The organism is Pontibacter sp. YIM B11418 (assembly GCF_059278805.1).
This window is the reverse complement of record NZ_JCAEMH010000003.1, coordinates 20121-45038: the sequence shown is the minus strand read 5'-3', so window position 1 is coordinate 45038 and position 24918 is coordinate 20121. Positions and strand designations below refer to the sequence as shown.

The 24918-nt window shown below is 49.7% G+C and carries 20 protein-coding genes; 6 read left to right on the top strand and 14 right to left on the bottom strand.

Annotation, left to right across the window (positions count from 1 at the left end):
- Positions 1-23: 23 nt before the first annotated feature.
- Positions 24-632 (bottom strand): DUF4136 domain-containing protein, encoded by a 609-nt coding sequence (locus AC4QZR_RS07895; RefSeq protein WP_494480421.1) that lies wholly within the window; start codon positions 630-632, stop codon positions 24-26.
- A gap of 227 nt (positions 633-859) precedes the next feature.
- Between AC4QZR_RS07895 and AC4QZR_RS07890 the strand changes: the two genes are divergently transcribed.
- The 3 genes from AC4QZR_RS07890 (at position 860) to AC4QZR_RS07880 (ending at position 4790) form a co-directional block, all read left to right on the top strand.
- Positions 860-2149 carry an acetyl-CoA hydrolase/transferase family protein gene (locus AC4QZR_RS07890; RefSeq protein WP_494480420.1) on the top strand — a complete coding sequence of 430 codons (1290 nt, stop codon included), beginning with the start codon at positions 860-862 and terminating at the stop codon, positions 2147-2149.
- A gap of 59 nt (positions 2150-2208) precedes the next feature.
- On the top strand, positions 2209-3054 hold the full coding sequence (locus AC4QZR_RS07885; protein ID WP_494480419.1) for a DUF1206 domain-containing protein: 846 nt from the start codon (positions 2209-2211) through the stop codon (positions 3052-3054).
- Between the two features lie 377 nt (positions 3055-3431).
- Positions 3432-4790 (top strand): sigma-54-dependent transcriptional regulator, encoded by a 1359-nt coding sequence (locus AC4QZR_RS07880; protein ID WP_494480418.1) that lies wholly within the window; start codon positions 3432-3434, stop codon positions 4788-4790.
- Positions 4791-4851: 61 nt separating this feature from the next.
- On the opposite strand, the gene AC4QZR_RS07875 is transcribed toward AC4QZR_RS07880, so the two are convergent.
- The gene (locus tag AC4QZR_RS07875; protein WP_494480417.1) at positions 4852-5949 is read right to left on the bottom strand and encodes a sensor histidine kinase; all 1098 of its coding nucleotides are present in this window, start codon (positions 5947-5949) and stop codon (positions 4852-4854) included.
- 467 nt (positions 5950-6416) lie between these two features.
- On the opposite strand from AC4QZR_RS07875, the gene AC4QZR_RS07870 reads away from it, so the two are divergent.
- From AC4QZR_RS07870 to alr, 3 genes are all read left to right on the top strand, one after another.
- A complete protein-coding gene (locus tag AC4QZR_RS07870) occupies positions 6417-10379 on the top strand; it encodes a PAS domain-containing hybrid sensor histidine kinase/response regulator (RefSeq protein WP_494480416.1) in 3963 nt (1320 codons plus the stop codon).
- Positions 10380-10492: 113 nt separating this feature from the next.
- Positions 10493-11671, top strand: coding sequence for an amidohydrolase (locus AC4QZR_RS07865; protein WP_494480415.1), 1179 nt, complete (start codon positions 10493-10495; stop codon positions 11669-11671).
- A gap of 7 nt (positions 11672-11678) precedes the next feature.
- Positions 11679-12830 carry an alanine racemase gene (gene alr / locus AC4QZR_RS07860; RefSeq protein ID WP_494480414.1) on the top strand — a complete coding sequence of 384 codons (1152 nt, stop codon included), beginning with the start codon at positions 11679-11681 and terminating at the stop codon, positions 12828-12830.
- Positions 12831-12848: 18 nt separating this feature from the next.
- Here alr and AC4QZR_RS07855 read toward each other — a convergent pair whose 3' ends face one another.
- From AC4QZR_RS07855 to ccoS, 12 genes are all read right to left on the bottom strand, one after another.
- Positions 12849-13679: an ion transporter gene (locus AC4QZR_RS07855; protein ID WP_494480413.1), complete on the bottom strand. Its 831-nt coding sequence runs from the start codon at positions 13677-13679 to the stop codon at positions 12849-12851.
- 8 nt (positions 13680-13687) lie between these two features.
- The gene (locus AC4QZR_RS07850; RefSeq protein ID WP_494480412.1) at positions 13688-15076 is read right to left on the bottom strand and encodes a TIGR00341 family protein; all 1389 of its coding nucleotides are present in this window, start codon (positions 15074-15076) and stop codon (positions 13688-13690) included.
- A 54-nt stretch (positions 15077-15130) separates the two neighbouring features.
- Positions 15131-16465, bottom strand: a complete 1335-nt coding sequence (locus AC4QZR_RS07845; RefSeq protein WP_494480411.1) for a DUF2254 domain-containing protein — start codon at positions 16463-16465, stop codon at positions 15131-15133.
- 112 nt (positions 16466-16577) lie between these two features.
- Entirely contained in the window at positions 16578-16952 is a 375-nt protein-coding gene (locus AC4QZR_RS07840) for a Crp/Fnr family transcriptional regulator (protein ID WP_494480410.1), read from the bottom strand.
- A gap of 13 nt (positions 16953-16965) precedes the next feature.
- Positions 16966-17883, bottom strand: a complete 918-nt coding sequence (locus AC4QZR_RS07835) for a universal stress protein (RefSeq protein WP_494480409.1) — start codon at positions 17881-17883, stop codon at positions 16966-16968.
- A 91-nt stretch (positions 17884-17974) separates the two neighbouring features.
- Positions 17975-18691, bottom strand: coding sequence for a sulfite exporter TauE/SafE family protein (locus AC4QZR_RS07830; RefSeq protein WP_494480408.1), 717 nt, complete (start codon positions 18689-18691; stop codon positions 17975-17977).
- A gap of 4 nt (positions 18692-18695) precedes the next feature.
- Positions 18696-19163, bottom strand: a complete 468-nt coding sequence (locus AC4QZR_RS07825) for a FixH family protein (protein ID WP_494480407.1) — start codon at positions 19161-19163, stop codon at positions 18696-18698.
- A gap of 41 nt (positions 19164-19204) precedes the next feature.
- Positions 19205-20611, bottom strand: a complete 1407-nt coding sequence (ccoG, locus tag AC4QZR_RS07820) for a cytochrome c oxidase accessory protein CcoG (RefSeq protein ID WP_494480406.1) — start codon at positions 20609-20611, stop codon at positions 19205-19207.
- A 220-nt stretch (positions 20612-20831) separates the two neighbouring features.
- A complete protein-coding gene (locus AC4QZR_RS07815) occupies positions 20832-22016 on the bottom strand; it encodes a c-type cytochrome (protein ID WP_494480405.1) in 1185 nt (394 codons plus the stop codon).
- 8 nt (positions 22017-22024) lie between these two features.
- Positions 22025-22219 carry a hypothetical protein gene (locus tag AC4QZR_RS07810; protein ID WP_220627467.1) on the bottom strand — a complete coding sequence of 65 codons (195 nt, stop codon included), beginning with the start codon at positions 22217-22219 and terminating at the stop codon, positions 22025-22027.
- Positions 22220-22309: 90 nt separating this feature from the next.
- Entirely contained in the window at positions 22310-24496 is a 2187-nt protein-coding gene (ccoN, locus tag AC4QZR_RS07805; RefSeq protein ID WP_494480404.1) for a cytochrome-c oxidase, cbb3-type subunit I, read from the bottom strand.
- A 144-nt stretch (positions 24497-24640) separates the two neighbouring features.
- Positions 24641-24826, bottom strand: a complete 186-nt coding sequence (gene ccoS, locus AC4QZR_RS07800) for a cbb3-type cytochrome oxidase assembly protein CcoS (RefSeq protein ID WP_220627469.1) — start codon at positions 24824-24826, stop codon at positions 24641-24643.
- Positions 24827-24918 lie beyond the last annotated feature (92 nt).

The window sequence follows — 24918 nt, the reverse complement described above, 5'->3', positions numbered from 1 at the left end:
GCTATTCAGGCGGGGTCTTCTTATTAAGGCTGTGTTGCGGTCGGCATCCGGTTTGCGATCCGCTGCACCTGGCTTTTCACGGTGCCATAGCCTGCGCCGAAGTCCTTGATCGCTCCTTCGGTCCAGCCGCGCCAGAGCAGCTGTTTGGTTTTCGGGTCGATCACGTCTAAAATCAGCGTACCCTGCTTGAAAAGATCCACTGCACGGTAACCGGGCAGCTCCGCGTTGCCATAGGTATACCTGTAGCCACTCATATAGGCGTAGCTATACCCGAAGCCTGGCCCATATAGCTCTGGTTTGTCCATGGCGTCCGGCACCGACACGCTCACATCATAGGCCACCAGCATGTCCGGGTTCACACTTGTTTTAGTATAGCCTTTGCGCTGCAGTTCCTCTTCAACCGCTTTGAGCAGGTGCTTGTGCAGGTCGGCATCAAAGCCCGGACCGTAGGCAGGCTGCGCAGCCGGTGTGGACTGGTACCAGGCATACGTGGTTTTTTTAGCCAGCACGCCTTCCGATGAACTGATCGTATTGGTGTGGTCGATGCCCGAAGTGGCCACGCATGAGCTTAGGAAAATAGCGCACAGAAAGAGGTATAGCGCTGAAGATAGTTGATTTTTAAAGCTTTTCATAGATGCTGTTGGTGTGTGGACGGCGGTGGTATGGGGCTTCTCTCCTCCCCTCCTTACGCGTGCTTATTTTTAAGGGTGACATTTATCATCGCTTGCTGTCAAATTTATATATTCTTTTGCGAATAAATAAATAGTATGCCCCGATTTCGGAGGCATTTCAAACCGAGTGTATGACAAACCGTAAGTTAAACGGTACGCCCAAAGCTTACACTCAAAATAAAGAAACCATGAATCAAGCCCAATTGAAGTTCACCTCTGCTGAAGAAGCCCTTTCTGCTATCAAATCAGGTGATCGTGTGTTTGTGCATGGCAGTGCTGCCACGCCACAGTACTTGCTGCATAAACTGGCCGAGCGCGCCGATGAATTGCGAAATGTTGAGTTGGTGAGTATCTCCACTTTTGGCGACATGCCCTGCGCCGAAGAACGCTGCAGCGACGCTTTTTATATTAATTCTCTTTTTGTATCCGCTAACGTGCGGGAGGCTGTCAACAGCGGTCGCGGCGACTATGTGCCCATTTTCCTGAGCGAAATCCCGAACCTGTTCCGCTCCGGCATCATGCCGCTCGATGTGGCCATTGTGCATGTTTCGCCACCCGACCGCCACGGTTTCTGCTCACTGGGAGTGTCTGTAGACATTGCCCGCCAGGCCGTTATCAGTGCGAAGCACGTCATTGCACAGGTAAACCCCCAGATGCCCCGTACCCACGGCGACGCCCTGATCAATATCCGTCGCTTTGATGCGCTGGTGGAAGTGAACGAACCGCTTCCGGAAGTGGACTATGGCCCGCGCATTACTCAAACAGAGGAAACCATTGGCCGGTACATTGCTGAGATGGTAGAAGACGGCGCCACCCTGCAAATGGGGATCGGCGCTATACCTGACGCCACACTCCGAAGCCTAACCAATCACAAAGGGCTCGGCATCCACACCGAGATGTTCTCTAACGGGGTGCTGCCGCTGGTGGAGAAAGGGATCATTACGAACGAGTTCAAGAAGAAGCACCGGGGCCGAATCGCGACGGGCTTTATCGTGGGCAACCGCGAGCTCTATGATTTTGTGGACGATAACCCGCTGATCACGATGCTCAGCTCTGACTATGTGAATGATGTGACCGTCATCCGCTCCAACCCGAAAGTGACCGCCATTAACAGCGCCATCGAGATTGACCTGACCGGCCAGGTAGTATCCGACTCCATCGGTACCTACCAGTTCTCAGGTATAGGCGGCCAGATGGACTTTATCCGGGGTGCAGCCCTCTCCGATGGCGGGAAGCCGATCATTGCGCTGCCTTCCGTGACCAACAAAGGCATTTCCAGGATCACGCCCTACATTAACCAGGGAGCAGGCGTGGTGACAACGCGCGCCCACGTGCATTATGTGGTGACGGAATACGGTGTTGCCTACCTGTACGGGAAAAACCTGCGGCAGCGCGCCAAGGCTTTGATTGAGATTGCGCACCCAGACCACCGGGCCCGACTGGAGGAAGAAGCATATAAGCGGTTCAAAAACTTATAACCACGATACTAAACTTTAGCTGCGGGTTTTCGTGTATGGGAAGGTTAAATACTCACTATATGGATATATCTATTTCACCTTCCCGTATACCTACACCCCGTCCTGAATGGGTCTTGCGCTTCGCCCGCGTGGGTCTGATCGCTAAAGGAGTCGTGTATTGCCTGGTTGGGGCGCTCGCCTTTATGGCGGCCTTCGAACTGGGCGGTCAGAGCACAGAAGAGGCCGGCAAGACCGGTGTTTTTCAGTTCATACTGGAGCAGCCTTATGGCAAAGTGCTATTAGGCATCGTGACGGCAGGTATGCTATGCTATACCTTGTGGCGTTTTATACAGGCCTTCCGCGATACCGAGGAGAAAGGAACTGATGCGAAAGGTATAGGAAAGCGCATTGGCTACGCATTTAGCGGTGCTGTTTACGGCGTACTTGCATTTACAGCCGCGCAGCTACTTTTAGGCAATGGCGGCGGAGGCAATGGCTCCGACTCGCGTCAGACACTTGCGCGTGAGTTGTTGTCCCAGCCTTTTGGGCAGTGGTTGCTGGGCGCAGTGGCAGTTGGCACCATGATCATGGGGATTTATCAGTTCTACCGCGCCTATTCCGGTAAGTACATGAACAAAGTGCAGTCGCAGCAGCTGAAACCGGAACTCCGAACCTCGCTTGTGCGGGCCGGAATGGTAGGTTACATTGCCCGTGGCGTGGTTTGGCTGATTATCGGCTATATGCTCCTGCGTGCCGCAATGACTTCGAACTCCCGTGAGGCTGGCAGTAGTTCTGAGGCCTTCCAATTCCTGGAGGAGGCTTCTTATGGCTCCTACCTGCTCGGGATACTGGCTTTGGGCCTCATATGCTACGGTGTTTTCATGTTTGTACGCGCCAAGTGTGAGGTGATCAGCGCGAAGGTATAGGAGCGCTGATCACTTCCCGTGTACGTTCTGTACCTGTGATTATGAGTGCTGACAGCTTCACGATAGTGCCTAAAGAGCTAGTCGCTATACCTGTCGAGGGCATATAATGGTGGAACACCCACCCTACCGGATGCGTTTTTTAAACGAATTACCTTAGCAACTATTTCAACCCTCATTTCCTAGTTTCGTATTTAAGCAGCTATGAGAGCAACCGCGTATATCTACTGAGGGTAAAGTACTGAACCGTGGCGGACTATAACATTATTTTGAAATGTTAATAAAGCGCTGCTGTTAAACCAAAATTGGGCCGGAAACTGTTATCAGGATATAACTTTTCAGTTATATTTGACCCGAACTTTGCAACCACACGACGCCTGATGACAAACGGTTCTTTTAAAATATTTATACTGGATGATGACGTCTGGTATAGCGAACTGCTCGAGTATCACCTTTCCCTGAATCCGGACTACGAAATCCGTAAGTTTCATTCAGCCAACGATTGCCTTGCCAACATGCATCTGCGCCCCAATGTGGTGACGCTAGACTATTCGCTGCCAGACAAAAACGGCTCTGAGGTACTCAAACGCATTAAAGAACTCAACCCGGATGTGCAGGTCGTAGTGATTTCAGGCCAGGAGGACGTGGCTACTGCCGTGGATCTGCTCAAACTGGGTGCCTATGACTACATCGTAAAGGACGAAGACACCCCGGAGCGGCTCTGGAACACGATCAACAAGATACGGGAGAATGTGTCGTTGCGTGAAGAGATCGACCATCTCAAGGAGGAAATCGGACAGAAGTACGATTTCGGCAAAGTGATCATTGGTAACAGCGATGCCATCAAAAAGGTGTTCAACCTGATGGACAAAGCCACGAAAACCAACATTACCGTTTCCATTCATGGCGAGACAGGGACAGGCAAGGAGTTGGTGGCCAAAGCGATCCATTACAACAGCACCCGCAAAAAGGCCCCCTATGTGGCGGTAAACGTGGCGGCTATACCTCGTGAACTGATCGAGAGCGAATTGTTCGGGCATGAAAAGGGCGCCTTTACAGGAGCCGTCTCACGCCGCCTGGGCAAGTTTGAAGAAGCAAACAAAGGCACCATTTTTCTGGACGAGATTGGTGAACTGGACATTAGTCTGCAGTCCAAATTATTGCGCGTGCTTCAGGAAAAGGAAATTACACGGGTAGGCGGAAACGCTGTCGTGCCGGTAGATGTACGCATCATCGTGGCCACGCACAAAAACCTGGCTGAAGAAGTAAAAAAAGGCCGGTTCAGAGAAGACTTGTATTACCGCTTGTTGGGCTTGCCTATTCAGTTGCCGCCCTTGCGAGAAAGAGGCAGTGACATACTGGTGCTGGCCAAGTTTTTTATTGATGCCTTTGCCAAAGAGAATGGCCTCGGGCGAAAATATTTATCCCCGGTGGCACAGCAAAAGCTCCTCTCTTATACTTTTCCGGGTAACGTGCGCGAACTGAAGGCGCTGGCAGAACTGGCCGTCGTGCTGGCGGATGAGGATGCGATACAGGAACAGGATATTAATTTTTCCGCCAGTCACACTGAAAAGGACTTTCTGGCCGAGGAGCGCAGCCTAAAGGAATATACGACTGCCATCATTCAGCGCTTCCTGGACAGGTATGATTACAATGTGCTGCTGGTAGCTGACAAACTTGACATCGGCAAATCCACAATCTACCGCATGATCCAGAGCCACGAGCTCACAGTGAAGTAAGGTATAGCCTTGACCTGTATAAAACCTTAATTCCGTGTGCGCTCCAGGTATAGCTACTGGTTTAATTCGTGGGAAGTTTGATCGTAAATGTGGAGCCTTTGTCGACCTCGCTTTCTACTTTGATCCGCCCACCCATCAACCTGACTTGCTGGTTGACGATGTACAAACCCAGTCCATTTCCCTCTGCCACCTTGGGAGCGAAACGCCGGTGCATCTGAAACATTTCCGGACCAATCTTGACCAGGTCCATACCGATGCCGTTGTCCGCTATCTGAATGGTGATGAACTCATCCTGCACGGAAGCGGATAACCTGATGATCGGTTTTCGGTTCGGACTGCGGTACTTCAGCGCATTGGAGATCAGGTTGCGGAGAATGCTGTTGAAATAAGCCTTAGTGGTATGGATTTGGGTATTTTCAGCAATGTCGATCTCCAGAACTGCACCCGCCTGCCTGATCTCTTCCTGAAAGAAGTTGACCAATCGCTTTAATGTATTGTTAACGTCAATTTCTTCCTTGCTTTCCTTACCTGTTGACTGCAAGGCGATTAACTCATTTAGATCGCGCAGCATCACATCCACAGACTCTACGGTATGCAGTAAGTAGCGCTTCACCTCGTTTTCTTTGCTTTCGGGGAGCTTGGACTGCAGGAGCCTTGCAAAGCCGAGGGCGTTGGCAACGGGCTTCCGCATATCATGGGCCAGTATCTTCCGGAATATTTCCAGCTCGTCGTTGTGTACCTTCAATAGCGCTGTGTATTGCTCAAGTTCAGCCTCTTTCTGTTTCTTGTCGGTGATGTCTTTGGCGATACCGAAAATTGCAATAATGCGGCTTTCGTTTTTGAGTGGGAAATTGGTGACATCCAGGTGCCTGGCTCCGCTTTTGGTGACAATGGTGGTTTCGTAGCGCTGTGGTATATCCTGCGTCGATTCCAGAAAGCGCTTCCTTGTAAAATCTTTGATGCTTTCCTCGATGAGTGGCTCAAAACTATGGCCAATCAGCATTTCCCGATCATACCCGGTTATGCGGCACACTTCTTCGTTTACCATCATAAAATTCCCCTCCAGATCCAGTAGAAATATGGCATCCGGATGATTGAGAAAGAGCGTCTGGGTAAGTTTTTCGAACTGAAACAATTCTAGTTCTTTATTTGCATCCATTGGAAATGGGCTAACTGCAGTAGTTGTATGGGGTCGTTTTAATATCTACGGTTGGCAACAGGAACCGACTTATTTTGTTGGCTTGCCTGCACAGTTTTTTTCGTCAAGTCGCTTTTCAATTCAACTTCCCGGAATTCTAGTGATATGAACAGTGTTTTCTTCGCACAGTAGTGCCACCGGGGTTTTACACTAAATTAAATTTTAGAGCGATTTTAAGCTAGTCCTACAATAGGTTTTACAGTACTATAACATAAGGTGTCAGCTATTGAAAAGTACCATTTGCAAAGCAGCGTTTAAACCAGATAAGTTTAGTTCTGTAGTGTGTGCCGATTCAGGTATATATCCATGTGTGAAATAAAATATTCGATTTCGCATAAAATTATCTACCTGATTAGATTGTTACCTCACTGAAAAGAGATAATTTGCAAGGAAATCCATTTCTCTTTTACTCGGGTTTTATTGATTGCATGATGGAAACTTCATACGAGCTGCAGCTGCTGCAACAGGAGCTCGAAAAAGAAAGAAAAGCACGCCAGGAGGCCGAACAAAAGGCCGAAAAACTTGCCAGCGAGTTACAGCTACTCCGTACAAATCCGTCTGATACCACAGCAGAACTGGTACAGAACGTCATGCACATGGTGCCGAGCATCGTCTACATTTACGATCTGGATCAAAACAAAAGCATCTACCTTAACAACTGCATTAAAACAATTCTGGGATATTCGCAGGGGGAACTGGATGCGATGGATGGGCACTTTTTTATGTCCGTCGTGCATGATGCAGACAAGCCCCTCCTGCTGCAGCATTCTTCCGGCATGTTAAGTGCCCGGGATGGTGAGGTACGCAAGATTACGTACAGTGTACGTGCCAGCGATGGTTCCAGCAGAATCCTTTTTTGCAGAGAGGCCGTCTACAAACGCAATGCCGATGGCCGGGTAAGTCAGATCATCGGTTCTGCTGAAGACGTAACCAGGCTACGCCAGAAGAACCAGGAACTTGCCGAGCAGAAAGAGTTTTACGAGGCTATCCTGAATAATCTTCCCTCCGACGTAGCCGTTTACGACAGCAAGCTTCGCTATATTTTCGTTAACCCGGCAGCCGTATCAGATCCCCACCTGCGGGAATGGATCATTAACAAAACGAATGAGGAGTATTGCGCCTATCGCAATGTGCCGCTGCACCGCATCGAAAACCGTGGTAAATATTTGACGAAGGCCCTAGAGGAGCGCCGCCAGGTTTCGTTTGAGGAAAAGCTCGTTGATAGACAGGGCAATGCCAGTTACCATATCCGCAAGCTGAACCCGGTGCTGGACGAGCAGGGCGAAGTGAGACTTGTGATCGGGCACGGACTCAATATTACCGACCTGCATCACGCACAACAGGAGATCAGTAACAGAGAAGCCAAAATACGGGCTATTCTGGATGCCATACCTGATCAAATGTTTATCATTGACAAGCACGGTGTGTACCTGGAGATGCACAACGAGCAATTGCAGTACGAAGTGATACAAACTCCTGAGGTAATTGGCAAAACACTCTTCGACCTACTCCCTGCCCCACTAAGCCAGAAAGCATTTGACCTCATACAGGATGTGCTGGCAACCGGACAAATGCAGTCGATCGATTATGAATTAGACGAGCGCTACTACGAAGGGCGTATTGTAAAATACAATAGCGAACAGGTGCTTACCATTGTGCGTGATGTGACGGAAGAGCGTATGGCTGCGCTTGAGGTTAAAGAGAAGAATGACTTTATCAGGCTGGTGCTCAACACGAGCCCGTCGCTCATATATGTAAAGGACGGAGAAGGCAACTTCAAACTTGCTAACCAGGAATTCGCTGCCCTGTTCGGACTTACACCTAATAATGTGATAGAGCAGAACAACCGCGATTTGCATGGGGTTGAGCAGGAGCTCGACCATTTCAACCGTAACGATCAGTTAGTCATTCAGACAGGTCAGGAGTTACGCGTTCAGGAAAAATTCACCTTGCCTGACGGCCGTGTAGAATGGTTCAACACCATTAAAAAGCCACTCGTCACGAAAGACGGAGAAGTACACGTGCTTGGTATTTCCGCCAATGTGACAGAGCAATACAACGCCAACAAAAGACTGGAGGAAAGCGAGGAACTACACAGGCTGCTGTCAGAAAACTCACGTGATCTGGTGTGCCTGTATGATGAGGAGGGCCACTATACCTATGTGTCGAATGCCGTTGAAGAAATGTTTGGCTACAAGCCTGAGGAGTTGATCGGCTTTTTTGCCTCTGATTTTATACACCCGGATGATGTACTGAAGGTACAGAACATGAGCGATCAGGTTTCCCTGAAACAGCGAAGCAACATTACAGTGCAGCACCGTCAAAGGCACCGTAATGGCTATTATATCTGGGTGGAAACCAGCATTAAGCCCATTATGGACAGTGCCGGCAACGTGATCAAGTTTCAGTCCTCTTCGCGTGATATCAGCGAGCGTCGCCTGGCTGATGAAGCACTCAGGAAGAGTGAAAAAAAGTACCGCGACCTGATCAAGTACAGCCAGGCCTACATGTGTACGCACGATTCGGAGGGCGTTATCCTTTCCGTCAACCCATACCTGGTCGAAATGCTGGGCTATAAAGAAGAGGAGATTGTGGGCAAATCCCTGAAGCAGTTCTTCCCGCTGTTGCACCGCCAGAATTTCCCGGATTACCTGAAGCAGTTTGAAAGCCAAACGGTGGTAAAAGGCGTACTGAGCGTGTTGCGCAAAGACAAGGAAGAACGCTTCCTCAGTTACCAGAACTATAAGGTAAGTGAGGATGGACAGGAGCCGTATGTAATCGGTTTTGCGCAGGATGTGACTGACCGTATCCAGACCGAGCGAGAACTTAAAAATGCGAAAGAGGCAGCAGAAGAATCAGCCCGTGTGAAGGAGAACTTCCTGGCCAACATGAGCCACGAGATTAGGACACCGCTCAACGGTATACTGGGCATGAGTGGTCTGCTGCACAAAACCCAGCTGGATGAAACGCAACTCAATTATCTCAAGATCATCAACCAGTCGGCCGACAACCTGCTGGTAGTCATCAACGATATTTTGGACGTGGCCAAGATAGAAGCCGGCAAACTGGAACTTGAATCCATACCATTCAGAATAGAAGAAACGGTGCAGGCTGCTTATCAGACATTGAAGTACAAGGCCGAAGAAAAAGAGATTGCCTTTCAACTTGGTGAGCTGGACCTGCCACACACCCTGTTGCAGGGAGATCCATACCGCCTGAACCAGATTTTGCTGAACCTGTTAAACAATGCCCTCAAGTTTACAGAAGAAGGAAGCGTTGTCCTGAACGGCAGAACACTGGAAGAAACACCTACTACGCTTACCATTGAGATTTCGGTAATTGATACAGGTATAGGCGTGCCTGGGGATAAAAAGGATCTGATTTTCGAAGGCTTCACGCAGGCTTACTCCAGTATTACGCGCAAGTATGGGGGCACTGGGCTCGGACTCAGTATCTGCAAAAACCTGGTAGAGCGCCAGGGAGGCGATATCTGGGTGGAAGACAATCCAAAGGGGGGAAGTATTTTCCGCTTTATGATCACCTATCCGAAAAGCGAGGACGTGCATTTGCCTGAAAGTGAAGCCGTTGCTGTTGACTTTGCCAGTCTGGGCGCCGTAAAGGTGTTGCTGGCAGAGGACAACGAAGTAAACGTCTTCCTGGCGCAGGCGATCATGGAGGAATGGGGCTTCCAACTGGACGTTGCCTACAACGGCCTGGAGGCTGTCGAGATGGTGAAGCTGTCCGACTACGACATCGTCTTGATGGACATCCAGATGCCGGAACTGAGTGGAATTGATGCGACGATGCAGATAAGGGCCATGAGCGACCCGCAAAAGGCTACTATTCCGATCATTGCCCTGACCGCGAATGCACTGAAAGGTGATGCCGAAAAATACCTGAGTGCAGGTATGAATGATTATCTCTCGAAGCCTTTTGAAGCCGAAGTACTGTATACTAAAATCTCCAGCCTGGTGCCTAAGGAGCAAAACAGTGGCGTGGAAAAGGACAGGACTTCAGCACACCAGGCGCAGGAACAGAAATTAGCTGCTGCACCGCTTTATAGCATGGAAATCATTCAGAAAATGTCGCACAACAATGAGGCCTTTATGAACCGTGCCCGCCAGCTGTTTGCTGATACCATACCTGTTACTGTGCGCGAAATGCAGAAGGCCATGGAGCTGGGAGACTGGAAAATGGTCAGTGCCATGGCGCACAAAGTAAAGTCCACCATCGACACCATGAAGATAGAGTCCATTAAAGAAGTGGTGCGCTTTGTAGAGTTGAACGCCAGACAGGAAACCAACTTGGATGAAGTACGTGATGGCGTCAATAAGCTAGGGCAAGTGCTGCTGCAGGTAGTAGATGAGATTTGTGCAGAGATCACTTCGTAAATAGACGTCTGTATAAGAATATAGCCTGTCCTGCTGACAAGATGATGTTGCAGGGCAGGCTTTTTTGTAAATTTATGGGTCAAACAATCGTAAGCCTTACAAAAGCTTTGCCTATGCTACCAATATCCCCTACCCTTCCCGTTTCTATACCTGATCTGGAAGAGATCGTCGCCTTGCGTCACATTCTGCACCAGCATCCCGAACTTTCCGGGTTGGAATATGAAACAAGCCAAACCCTTCAAAGATTTCTGCAGCGGTATCAGCCTGATAAAATAGTGAAAGAGCTGGGCGGTACCGGCTTCGCGGCCATCTTCCATGGAAAAGAACCAAAGGCTGGACCTACTGTGCTGTTCCGCGCAGAGCTCGACGCGCTCCCGATACTGGAGCAAAACGAGTTTGCTTATACCTCCATTCAGAAAGGTGTCAGCCACAAGTGCGGGCACGACGGACACATGGCCACGTTAGTCGGGCTGGCCAGCATATTGCACCAGCAACCCTTGACGCAGGGCCGGGTAGTATTACTGTTTCAACCGGCAGAGGAAAACGGCGCTGGCGCCTGGGCAGTACTCCAGACGCCAGCCTTCCAGAAAATAGCACCGGATTATGTATTTGCGCTTCACAATTTGCCACCTTTACCAATGGGGCAAGTGCTTGTGCGTTCTGACGCATTTGCGGCGGCGTCGGTGGGACTCAAAGTTCAGCTACATGGAAAAGAGTCACATGCTGCGGAGCCTGAGAATGGTCTGAACCCAGGAGAAGGTATGAGTGAGTTGATACAGGCTTTTAACGCATTGGTGCGCGATCAGCACCACTTTCAGGATCTGACCCTGCTCACTGTTGTACATGCTCGTCTTGGCGATGTCGCTTTTGGCACCAATCCGGGTTTTGCGACGGTTATGGCTACGCTGCGTGCATTTGAGCAGGATGATCTGAATAAACTGAAATCACTTGCCATAGAGGTGGTAAAGTTAGTTTCGCACAAGTATGACTTAAAGTGCGATTTTGAATGGGTCGAGGAATTTCCAGCCACCAGGAATAGCGCAGAAGCAACGGCATTTGTAGAGCAAGCTGCCCAGGATTTGGGTATGGATGTGATTCGGGCGGCTAAGCCCGTACGATGGTCCGAGGATTTTGGACATTTCACTAACAGGTATAACGGTGCCTATTTTGGATTAGGGTCAGGGCCTGACCGGCCACAGTTGCATCATGCGGACTACGACTTTCCTGACGAGCTTATACCTGTGGGCGCCGCTTTGTTTTACCGCATCGCGGAATTTATTCTAAATCCTTAGCCCTTTCATGTTTTACAGCTCCTCTATCGAAATAAGCCGTTCCGCTTTAGCACATAACATCCGGTTTCTTAAAGCGCAACTCAAACCGGGCACCCGTTATTCTTCGGTGGTAAAAGGCAACGCTTATGGGCATGGCATAGAGGAGTTCGGACAGTTGGCCTATACCTGCGGGGTTGACCATTTCTCTGTCTTCAGCGCTGACGAAGCCTATCGTCTGCACCAGGTCCTGCCACACAAGGCTACCATCCTGATCATGGGCTACATTGACGACGAGGAGCTGATCTGGGCCATAGCCAACAATATTGAGTTCTATGTTTTTTCAATCGACCGATTGGAACAAGCAGCAAAGGCTGCCCGATCTTTACAGAAACCTGCCCGGATCCATCTTGACCTCGAAACAGGTATGAACCGCATCGGATTAGAAGCAAACGAAGTAGAATACGCTGCCGATCTGATTCTGAAGCAATCCGATGCTTTTGAAGTGATGGGCGTCTCCACACACTTTGCAGGTGCCGAGAGCAGCGAGAACCATGATCGTGTAACTGGCCAGTTAGACCGATACCGCCTGGCCGTGCGCTCGCTGCAGCAAAAAGGACTTAAGTTCAGAACGCTGCACACGGCCTGTTCAGCCGCTGTGATGGCATACCCTGAAACACACCTGGATATGGTTCGTGTGGGCATCATGCAGTATGGTTTCTGGCCGAGTCCTGAGATCTACCAGCGTTATATGGGCGTGAGTACCGATCGAATTGATCCGTTGAAGCGGCTCATAAATTGGAAGAGCCGCGTGATGAGCCTGAAGTTTGTACCGGCAGGTGAATTCATAGGGTATGGCAAAAGCTTTCAGGCCAGCAGTGAAATGCTGATCGCCGCTATACCTGTAGGCTATGCCTGGGGCTATAGTCGCAGCCTGAGTAACCAGGGCCAGGTACTGGTCAGATCGCACAGGGCACCGGTTGTGGGCATCGTGAACATGAATGTGCTGATGGTAGACGTGACAGGTATACCGGATGTATCGCTTCAGGACGAAGTAGTGCTGCTTGGCAAGCAGGGAAACGAACATATAACGGTAGCTTCATTCTCCGAACTCAGCACGCAACTCAATTACGAACTGCTGACGAGACTCCCGATGAACATACCCCGGATTATCGTCGACTGATTGCCACACTCAGATCTGTCACGATGCTTTTTCTCTCAGCGGATAGCCGCAGTTATCGCAGTATTTGGCGTCGGAACTGTGCCCTTCCTTGTGGCAATTCGGGCATACACGTGACGTGGCATCCAGCTTGTCAGCCCTTGACAGCTCCACTGATACGATGCCAGTAGGCACCGCAATAATGCCATAGCCCATGATCATCAGGCAACTGGCCAGCAACTGCCCCAAGGGAGTAGCAGGTGTAATGTCGCCAAAACCCACAGTAGTAAGTGTAACGATGGCCCAGTAAATACTCATCGGTATACTCGTGAAGCCACTGGCACGCCCCTCCACCACATACATCAATGCTCCCATAACGACCACCATCATCAATACCACGCCCAGAAAAACCGAGATCTTCGTCAAACTGGCACGAAGGGCTTTTGTGAGCACCTGCCCCTCATTCACAAAGTTGGTCAGCCTGAAAATACGGGCAACCCGAAGCAATCGGAAAACCCTGATCACCAGCAGGTATTGCGAGCCAATAACAAACAGACTCATGTAAGTTGGTATGATAGCCAGGAAGTCGATGATCCCAAAAAAGGAGAAAATATATTTAAAAGGCCTTTGCGAACTGTAGATTCGAAGAAAATACTCTATTGTAAAAAGAATGGTAAATGCCCATTCAAGTGCCTGAAATAAGTGCAGGTAGTCCCTTCTCAAAGAAACAACGCTTTCCAGCGACACGACAATCACGCTCGCCAAGATCAGAATAAGCAGTGAAATGTCAAAAGCTTGTCCGGCAGGCGTTTCAGCTTCAAATATGACGCTGTGTAGTTTTCGCTTCAAACGGTCACCATCCTGACTTGCCATACTATCCTTTATAAAGAAGATGAAACTCTCACCGAATCGCGGCGGAACCGGCTGGCCATATACTGCCGTATACGCTGCTCATACTCTTTTACCTTAGCCGGGTCTACAAATACGGCACTGTTACTTTTCGCCGGATTGGCAGCCTGAGGCTTTTTCCACCCAATCATAACTAACATCACTGTATCTAGCTTCGCTTTATTTTCAGCAACCGATACGATCTCTCCTACTTCCACCTTCTCTATTTCAGGGAAGATCAACTTGAGTTCACGGCTGGCGCTGACGGGCGTGTAGGAATTGGCAAGTCGCATCAAACTGTCGGCACGTTGGCTTTGCAGTTTCTGAATCTCGATCGTTCTCAGAAAATCCTGGGTCAGGTTATTGGTAAGATCAGAAGCCATGCGGCGCACATCCTCGGCTGACACGTCGAGCTGCACCAGCTTAACCTGGTGTTTGGGAAGTGAATTGTTGGTTAGGAGTGTGTTGTAGTGCGCAATGAGGCTGTCATTCACAGGATTTCCGACGCTGTAGATCTTAATTGTGCTGAGCGAATCGGTATCCGTCACTTCCCATTTTATGATCTCATTATTTCGATTAGCGAAATCGCGCACAATCAGGTTCTCGATTTTCTTTTTGGTCTGTACGCTCTGGTAAATGTTGTAGAGGAAATAGGCGCTCGGCGATACCACGATGAATAGCACGATCGCCATGATACGCGCCACACGCCGCTCTGTGGCTTTGTCAACGTAATGCTTGGTGTCAAACTTTAGGTACTTTACGATCAGGAAAGTTGCCAGACTGATAAAGACGGCGTTGATGAAAAACAGGTAGAAGCCTCCAAAAAAGAAGTCAAAACGTCCCAGCGCAAGACCGTAGCCCGCTGTACACAGCGGGGGCATCAGCGCGGTGGCAATGGCCACACCAGGTATAGCGTTCGATTTATCGGACCTCGAGATAGAGACTATACCTGCCACACCTCCAAAGAAAGCCACCATCACGTCGAGCAAGGTTGGTTTGGTACGGGCCAGCAGTTCATTTGTAGGCTCACCGAGCGGTGTGATCATAAAGTAAAACGTACTCACAATCAGGCCAGCTGCTGCTGCGATAGAGAGATTCTTGACGGATGCCCACAACATTTCACGGTCGTTGATTCCCACCGCCAACCCTAGTCCCAGGATGGGCGACATGAGCGGCGAAATAAGCATGGCTCCGATAATGACAGCGCCAGAGCCGGTGTCCAGACCGATGGAGGCCAGCATGGCAGAGCAGATCAGCATCCAGGTGTTGTTGCCTCGCACCGGAATCTTATCGTAGATTTCGCGTATCGTGCCTGGCTCATCCGTTTCATGGATGATATTGAACACACTGTCCAGAACCCTCTTAATCGAATCAAAAATCATAAACAGGAATTAGCAATTCCTGTAAAAATAACTTTTTCCAGCTTAAGTCCCCAATTATAAGCTGAGCTTTGGCAGTGATCGAGGCAGCAAGATGCTCTTGTTCAGAGTATCTATCATGTGGTTTATCTTCTCCCGGTCTCCCACATTCTGCACGGTATCATCTGCATCAGCTACAATCAAGAGTGCCTCCGAAGTTATCGGCTCCAATCTTTTGGGTTGTGACTTTGCTGCCAGGCATAGGTTTTTGAGCAGGTTTAACAGGCGCAGCAAAATAACGGGATCCTCCCTGCCGTATACCCTGATTGGTCCTAAACACAGGCTGAGCAGTTCCGGAAAGCTAACTTCGTCCAGACGCAGACGCAGCACATTTTCCTTGTCATGAAATATCTTCTCATCGGTGAGCCGCATCCGGACAATCAAAAGATCGGTCAAATAATCTATTGCTTTTATGGCGGTGCCGGGGTCGTTAATGCTGGGACTAAGCGCCTTCACCGCGCTTTCGGTGATTTGTTTAAAACCATAGAGGTAATTTATTTCCGCCATCTCCTCCTGATAGTAGCTCACCTGGGTGTTAAGCTCATCGCAAAAAGCCTCCTTATCTTTTAATTGCCCGGCCACCTTGGCAAAGGGCAAATCTTTAATTACGAAATCCCCGAGAGGCTGCAAAAACTCCAGTACCACATCATGCTCTCTGCACAGTTCGATGACGGCGCTTTTGTTTACTTTTTGCAGGTAACCGCTTTTGCTGCTGTCGAGTAGTTGCCAGTTGCCGGTTTCAAAAATGGCCGGTAGCTCTTTCCCTTCGTCCTGCTCCAGTTCTTTGTGCAGCTTGTTCAGTGTCAGTTTATAGATACCCTCGAGGATGCTGCCGATTTGGATAGCAGTTGAAATAGAATGAATAAAATACACAAAAAAGGCCAGGCAAAGGATCGTGAAGCACATCGCCATGAACACAGCCAGCCCCGGCAGGTCGGTGTCATAATGTTCAGAGCGCACATTCACCATCACCACCAAGGTATAGATCAGAGTTCCCAAGAATAAGCCCAGCACTTTCTGGTTTGACTTGGAGGTTATGAGACCCGGAATAACCCGGGGGGAGAAATTGGCGCTGGCCTGGTTGAGCACCAGCATCACCATCGTAAAACTGAAAACGATCAGCGAGAACACCCCTGTGGCAATCGAGCTCAGGATCATGTTGGCTGTTTCGCCATGACTGATGATGAAAAAAGGGAGTTCGTCTTCGAGTGCTTTACTGATGCCCCTGGTCTCGAAATAGATCATTAAAACAGCAATTCCGAAAAAGAGTAGAGAAATTAATGTCGGGTAAAAGCCAATGCTGGTATAGACGAACTGAATAACAAGCTTCAGCCGGCTTATGATTCTCTTCATAAAATTGGGTCGTGATAAAACTGCTTCTGTTTACTGGCAGCTTCAGGTATAAGTTGTAAAACAAAAAGCCGGCAGCTATGGGCTACCGGCTCCTGATCATAAACGGGTTGAACTATTCGAAAGCTATTTTGGTGAGGCTTGCTTCCCAACTCATCATTTTGAGCAGGTATAGCCGCAGCATCGGCGTCTCATGAAGTGCTTTTCGTACTGCTTCCTTCTTTATTTTGATCAATTGTGTTGTTTCCAGGGTAAAGGCCGTGAAACTGTAGGTATCATGCAGCAGGTCGGTGATGCCTAGCAGGAAGTCGGGTGGGGCAACGATCTGCTCATCTATACCTGTCGTGTTATGCGAAACGGCTACACTACCCTGCGTAACCAGGTATAAATAGGCAACGTTCTCCCCTTGTCTGAAAATGCATTGTCCAGGCTCCAAGCTCTCCGCCTCGCCCTCGATCATGCCCCTGTTTATAAAATCCCTTACTGCCATACCTGAAAGTAAATTATTGGATGGTAACTTGCAGTTGCACCTGTGCCTGTTTGCTTTTGCAGTTCGCACAACAGCCGGAGCATGGCTTTTTCTTGATCTGCCTGTAAGTCAGCAGCGGTATTCGCGTGTGGAAGGCCATGGTTTTCATGTAGTTTGTGCTGAAGAGGCGCTCCAGTAGGTAGTTGTCCTGCGTGGCCAGTATCAGCAGGTCTGCCGAAGCCTCTTCCGAAAACTCGCTGATTCCCTCCAGCATATCTTCTTCTTCCAGCAATCTGAAGGCTACTTTCCTTCCTTTCAACTGCTTTTCAAGCTCCAGCATGGCTGTTTTGTAAGCACACAACTCAGATCGTTTCTCTTCACTGTATACCTGCACGAGCGTTAACTTAGCTTTCAGCTGATGCGCCAGATCCGCTATCCGAAAAAGCACCCGTTGGTCCTGGTCAGTGAAGTCAGTTGCAAATACCAGATTCTTCAGTTTTCTATACCTGACAGTGGCTGGTAGCACCATAACCGGGCAAGAAACGAGGTCCATGATGACTGCGGCCTGCTCTGCTGCTTCACCCGTTAGGCCTGTGTTGGCGCGTGCCCCAGCATCCATCAGTACCAGATCGATCTGATAGTCCTGCACGACACTCTGGATGCTATCACGAAACTGACCCGGGCGTACCACACAATCGAAAGGCGCAGCTACCTGAGCGGCCTTAAATTCGCGGCTAAACACACGTTCAGCAAAAGAGCGAAGCTTCTGAATGCAGCTGCTTTGCTGCGTAAAAGTCAGGTCGGCCGTTTTGCAGGCATGGAACAGGTATAGCTCCGCACCCAGCCCTTGGGCCAGCTGCCCGGCATAGTACAGCAGGTCCTCACCCGTTTCATTCAGATCGAGAGGAACCAGGATGCGTTTAATCTGCGATGGCGTTGTCATAGTAGTCATGGTTAGTATCGTAAAGGTATAGGTATACTGGTCAGGCTGCAGTGAGCTGCATCACCTGAAAAAGTGACTTTTAACAGTATTGCCTTTTGGTTTATTCCGGCTTCGAGCAGCAGCTCATTTCGGTTGTATGCTGCGCCGTATGTACTACTTTGGGGCTCAGGTAAGGTATACCCAGGCCAAGTCCGCGCATAATGAACAACACTGCCAGTGCCATGCCCACATAAGGCACAGCCCGGTTAAACATGCCCCGCACCTTTAGGCTGATGAGCTTGCCCGAAAGCGAGACAATATACATAAGCGGGAAAGTACCCAGCCCGAAGAGCGCCATGTACAGCATGGCACCGCCTATACCTGGCGCACTGATGGCGCCGGCCAGCGCAATGTAAACGAATCCGCAGGGAAGCAGACCGTTGAGCATGCCTACCATGAAAAGTGAACCCATGGAGTTTTTCTGAAAGTAATAGCCCAGTTTTTTGCGTACCCAACCCATTACTTTGTCGGTTCCCAGCATGTTGGAAGCCTTTCCTTTAAAAGCAGCCGGCAAAACCAGCAATAAAAGGATCAGCACACCAGATACAATGGAAACGGTTTGTTGTAGGCCTGCCATCTCAAGTGACTGGCCAAAGGCGCCTGCGATTGCGCCCAACGATGCGTAGGTAACGATGCGACCACCATTGTACAGGAGCCGGCCGACGTAGTAACGCCAGCCGGTACTCCTGACAAATGGTAGCGCCATTGCTATAGGGCCGCACATCCCGACACAATGGAAACTGCCTAATAAGCCAAATAAGAATCCTGCCCAGATCATGGCCTTATTTTATTTGAACTGTTTTTTCTGAATAATATGCTTCTGCCCCATCGCTGAAGTTCACACGAACTTTCCAGAGACCTTTTTCCAGATCCCCCACGTTAATAAGCTGGCTCTTGTCCCGGCCAAGTTGTAAAGGCAGTTGCTTGTCCAGTTTGTCGTCCGATGGTCGGAACAGGGTGATCGTGCCGCTCAGGTTTTTATCCTGGTAAGTAGCCGGTACCTGTAGCAGGATATTGCCTGCTTCTTCGTTGTATTGCAGCATCACGTCACCAAGGGCCTGTGTGCGGCGTACCCGGTCGATCTGATCCTGGTAGGCGATCTCTTGGGCGTAATAGTCTTTGCTCACCAGGTCTACATCCTGGTTCATGGCCTGTACCACAAAATAGATGATGTAAGCCATGAAGGAGGCCAGCCCGATGACGATGGCATAAGGCCAGAAGGTGAATTTTTTATTTTTATCAGTTTTCATGATGAATGCGCTTGAATGGTTGCTTCTAATATAAGCTGTCTTTACTTGGCAGGGGCCAGAAACTTGGTGTCCTGTGTCGTGATGAGTTCATCATCGTGGTACACTCCGATCTCTATTTCGGCGTTCATGCCTGTCAACTGATTTTGCGGTATCTCTGCGAAGAACACCCCATCTGCTTTGCCCTGCGCCGGCAGTACCAGCTCGCTGCCCACCATCTGGATTGTTCCATCTGTGTTGTGCAGTTTCAGGGTCAGTGGCATATCGGTGTTGGTCTTGTTGATCACCGAAATGTTGTAGAGGTTCTTCACTGTGCCCTGCTCAGTTTTCTGATAGAGCTGTCCCGGTGTGCGCAGTATGGTGGCCTGGGCATCGTCTCGTGTTAATAGCAGCGTTGTGAGGGCAACCAAAAGGAGCATCAGCACGGCGCTGTAACCCATAACACGTGGCGTGAAAAGCTTCCACTGACGACCTTCTGCAATAGCTTCTTCGGAGTCGTAGCGAATAAGGCCTTCCGGCTTGTCGATCATGCGCATGATGTCGTTACAGGCATCGATACAGGCTGTGCAGTTGATACATTCCAGTTGCTGCGCGCCGTTGCGGATGTCTATACCTGTCGGGCAAACCTGCACGCACTGGTGACAGTCGATGCAGTCGCCATCGGTACGCTCCTGCCCTTTGCGCAGCTTGCCACGCGGCTCCCCACGACCATAGTCATAAGCTACTGTTAGACTTTTCTTGTCGAGCATCACACCCTGTAGTCGGCCATAAGGGCAAACGATCGTACATACCTGCTCACGGAAATAAGCAAATACCCAGTAGAATACGCCTGTGAAAGCCACCAGAGAGCCAAAGCCAGCCATATGGTTGATAGGGCCTTCTGCAATTATTTTCTTCAGTTCATCTATACCTATTATATAGGCCAGGAACAAGTTGGAGATCAGAAAAGAGATCAACAGGAAAATGGCTGTCTTGGAGCTCTTCTTCAGGATCTTCTCGGTGTTCCAGGGCATTTTGTTCAGTGCCCGTTGCTTGGTATAATCACCCTCAATCAGGTACTCGATGCGGCGGAAGACCATTTCGAGGAAGATAGTCTGCGGACAGACCCAGCCACAAAATAGCCTGCCGTATATCACGGTAAACAGGATGATAAAGACCACCATTGCCAGGAAAGCCAGTACCAGAATAAAGAAGTCCTGAGGCCAGAAGAGGACCCCGAAGATAACGAACTTTCGCTCTACGATGTTGAGCATCAGCAGCGGCAGCCCATTAATTTTGATGAAAGGCCCTATAAACAGCAGTGTCAGCAAGCCATAGCTTACCCACTTCCTGTAGTCGTAGAGTTTGCCTTTGGGTTTTTTAGGGTATACCCATACCCTTTTTCCATGCTCGTCAATAGTCGAGATGTGATCGCGGAATTCGTCCGGAGCGGTGTGTGATTTAATTGCCATGGCAGTTTAATTTGTGCGGATATTAATCCTGCCTCTAAAGATAAAATTGGTAGCTAATAACAACTTTGTGCTGCTCTTTGCTGATACAAAATTCCTTATTTGCGGACTGTAAAAAGATGACCAATGTCATTCTTCCAGGTGATTGTCATCAGTAATACCTTAAAACACAAAAGGCAGACACTCTTTCGAATGCCTGCCTCTCATGTAGGGAGGGTTAAAGTTATTCTTTCTCGCCTTGTGCCTCTTTGCCATTAGGCGGGTTGCTGCCTTGCAATGACAGGATGTAGCTACTTACTTCCAGCATCTGATCTTTGGTCAGTTTGCCCTGCCAAGGCACCATACCTTTGCTTGGCACACCAAATTTCACGGTTTTGAAAATATCGTTCACATCACCGCCGTGCAGCCAGTATTCGTCTGTCAGGTTAGGACCAACGGTACCTTCACCGGCCTGGCCGTGGCAGGCGGCGCAGTTCTGGATGTAGAGTGCCTTGCCTGACTCCAGTGCAGCAGCATCTGTCAGCACTTCGTAATCAGTCACTGCATTCGGGTCTTCCACGTTCTGGGCGGCAATAAGAGCTGCCTGGGCCATTTCAGTTTCATACTCCTCTAGCTGCAGCGCACCGGTGCGGAACACGTGGTAGTGTAGCATATAACCTACAGCAAACACGATGGATGCGTAGAACATATACTTCCACCATGGCGGCAGGTCGTTGTCGTACTCTTGTATACCGTCGAAATCGTGGGTAGAGTGAATCTCATCTTTTGCCTTACCCGTCATAACAGAGGCATCACCACTCATCAGCGCGTATACACGTCCTGAGAAAGTAGAATGGAATTCTTCATCCTTTAGTGAATCGCCCATCATCGGAACGATCACTCGGAAGAGCATGATCAGCACGATAACAATCAGCAGGATGATCAAGCCAACCAGACCGTAGATAAAGTGTACGATTGGTGGCAGGTCCATGAAAGCTACATCCTGTACTGCAGCTGGTGCAGCCGCTTCAGCAGTGCTCGTTGCTGCCGGTTCTTCTGCTACGGCAGGTGCTGCGGCGCTGGCTTCTTTTATGTAGGCTATCACGTGGTTGATGTCGTCGTCTGACAGGGAGCCCTCAAAAGCCGGCATCGGCATTTTGTTGAACTTCTCGAAAACAGCTACGGCATCCGCATCACCTGACTGAACGAGTTCCTGCGAGTTTTTGATGAACTTATGCAGCCATTCATCGCCACGGCGCTCATGCACATCTTTCAGGGCTGGTCCTACCACGTCAGCATCTATGCTGTGGCAGACGGCGCAGTTTCCATCAAAGATAGTCTTGCCCTGCACCGCATCCTGCGCGAACGCCGGGGCGACCGTCATCAGAACAAAGCCGGCCGCCAGGGCCAGTTGTTTCAGTTTTAGCATGGGAGATTTCATTGTCTGTTCCCTCCTATTGTTTCGTCTTGATCATCATCTGAGCAGGCGAAGCTGCTCATGTTGCTCACATACTTCTTGTCCATCAAGGCTACATAGATCAGGAGCCCCAGGAAGAACAAAAAGAAGATAGTAAATGAAATGAGCGGGTATATTTCAATGCCTTCTATGGCTTGTAACACGTTCTTGTACATTGTCTTAGGCTTTTTCGACGTCAGACTTTGTGACAAAGGACTTCCGAGTTGCTCTTCTGTCCTTTGCCATAGAGCCTTATGTCAGGTTTACTATTCTTCTACTTCTTCAGCTTTTACCTTAATGTCGGTACCCAGACGCTGCAGGTAGGCGATCACGGCCACAATTTCGGTTTCAGGACGCACTTCCAGACCTTCTTTAGCCAGGTCGGCGCTAATCTCGCGGGCCTGCTTCATCAGTTCCTCGTTCGCGTTGGCAATGTACTCGTCCTCATAAGGTACGCCCAGTTGCTTCAGCACTTCAAGTTTCTTCTGCGTTGTTGTCAGGTCCACATCTTGCTCAAACAGCCACGGGTAAGCCGGCATGATAGAGCCTGGCGACATGGAAGTCGGGTCGAGCATGTGGTGGTAGTGCCAGCTGTGCGGATACTTACCGCCGACCCTATGAAGATCCGGACCGGTACGCTTGGAGCCCCACAGGAAGTTGTGATCATACACGAACTCGCCTGCTTTGGAGTACTCGCCGTAGCGTTCTGTCTCAGAGCGGAACGGACGAACCATTTGCGTATGGCAGTTCACACAACCTTCTTTGATGTAGAGGTCACGTCCCTGCAACTCCAGCGAGGTATAAGGCTTCACGCTGGCAATGGTCGGTACGTTTGACTTGATCACGAAGGCAGGTATAAATTCTACCAAACCTCCAATCAGGATGGCTATAGTTGCCCATATCGCCATTTGCATCGGACGCTTCTCGATCCAGCTGTGCCAGTGACCTGCGTTGTGGCTTACTTCTTTCACAATCGGAGGAGCTACTGCTGCCTCATTTGCTTCCAAAGCACCAGACTTAGCCGTCTTAAACAGATTATAGATCATCAGGAACACGCCGCTCAGGTATAGCAATCCGCCAACACCACGCAGGTAGTACATCGGAACGATCTGAAGAACAGTCTCCAGGAAGTTAGAGTACTGCAAAGTGCCTTCCGGAGTGAACTGTTTCCACATCAGACCCTGGGTGAAACCAGCCCAGTACATAGGTATAGCGTAGAACAGGATACCGAGTGTGCCCAGCCAGAAGTGCGCGTTTGCAAGCTTCTTAGAGTGTAGTTTTGTTTTGTACAGGCGTGGGAACAACCAGTACAGCATCGCGAATGTCAGGAAGCCGTTCCAGCCCAGCGCACCTACGTGCACGTGTGCTACGATCCAGTCAGTAAAGTGGGCAATGGCGTTTACGTTCTTCAGCGACAGCATCGGTCCTTCGAAAGTAGCCATACCGTAAGCGGTGATCGCTACTACCATGAACTTCAATACCGGCTCTTCACGCACCTTGTCCCAGGCACCACGCAATGTTAGCAGACCGTTAATCATACCACCCCAGCTTGGAGCAAGCAGCATGATGGAGAATACAACGCCCAGTGACTGTGCCCAGTCAGGCAATGAGGTATAGAGCAAGTGGTGCGGACCCGCCCAGATATAGATGAAGATCAGCGACCAGAAGTGGATGATAGAAAGACGGTATGAGTATACCGGACGATTCGCAGCCTTTGGCAGGAAGTAGTACATCAGGCCCAGGAACGGTGTTGTCAGGAAGAATGCAACCGCGTTGTGGCCATACCACCACTGCACCAGCGCATCCTGCACCCCGGCGTAGCCAGAGTAGCTTTTCCACATGGTAACAGGCAATTCGTAAGAGTTAACGATGTGCAGTACCGCTACAGTCAGGAAAGTGGCAATGTAGAACCAGATGGCTACGTACATGTGCTTTTCGCGACGTTTGGCAAGGGTACCGAACATGTTCCATCCGAATACCACCCATATTAATGTAATGGCAATATCGATGGGCCACTCCAGCTCGGCATACTCTTTTGAAGTCGTCATACCCAGCGGAAGCGTGATAACAGCGGCGACAATAATCAGCTGCCAGCCCCAGAAATTCAGTCTACTCAGTGTATCGCTGTACATGCGCGACTTACAGAGGCGCTGCAGCGAGTAGTACACACCCATAAAGATGGCATTACCCACGAAGGCAAAAATTACCGCATTGGTGTGCAGTGGCCTGATACGGCCGAAAGTTGTGTACTGGTTACCCATGTTCACATCGGGGTTGGCAAGCTGGAACGCGATCAGGGTACCGATAATCATACCGGCTACGCCCCAAAACACGGTAGCAATACCAAAGTCGCGAACGATCTTGTTGTCGTAGAAGAAGGATTCTGAACCCCCGGTGTCCTCGCCTACCCGCTTCGGGTTCGGCTCTAAGACGGTTCCTACATTAGTTGACATGTGCGGTGTCCTCCATTGGTTAAGGTGTGTTGTGAATTACTGTTTGTTTGCTTGTTAATCATGTGCAAAATTGATAAATCAGCCTCTCCGAAAAGATGACTAATGTCACTCTTCCAGGTGATTGTCATCAGTAATCAGAGCGACTTACTGCTGTTTCTGGGCTATTTTGTCGTTTTTAGGTGCGCCGCCCACCTCGTTCTCGAAAAGCATGCGAACGGCTGGCGTATAGTCATCGTCGTACTGCCCGGAGCGCACGGCCCACAGGAAAGCGGCCAGAAAAGCAGCTGCTACAAGCACACTGATGGATATGAGAATGAAAATGATATACATGGCGTTTTTTGGTTTTAGAGTGTTGGTGATTGAGTGAGTGAATTAGCGAATGAGTGATTGAGTGACTGTTAATACATGAGAAAATTATTCAC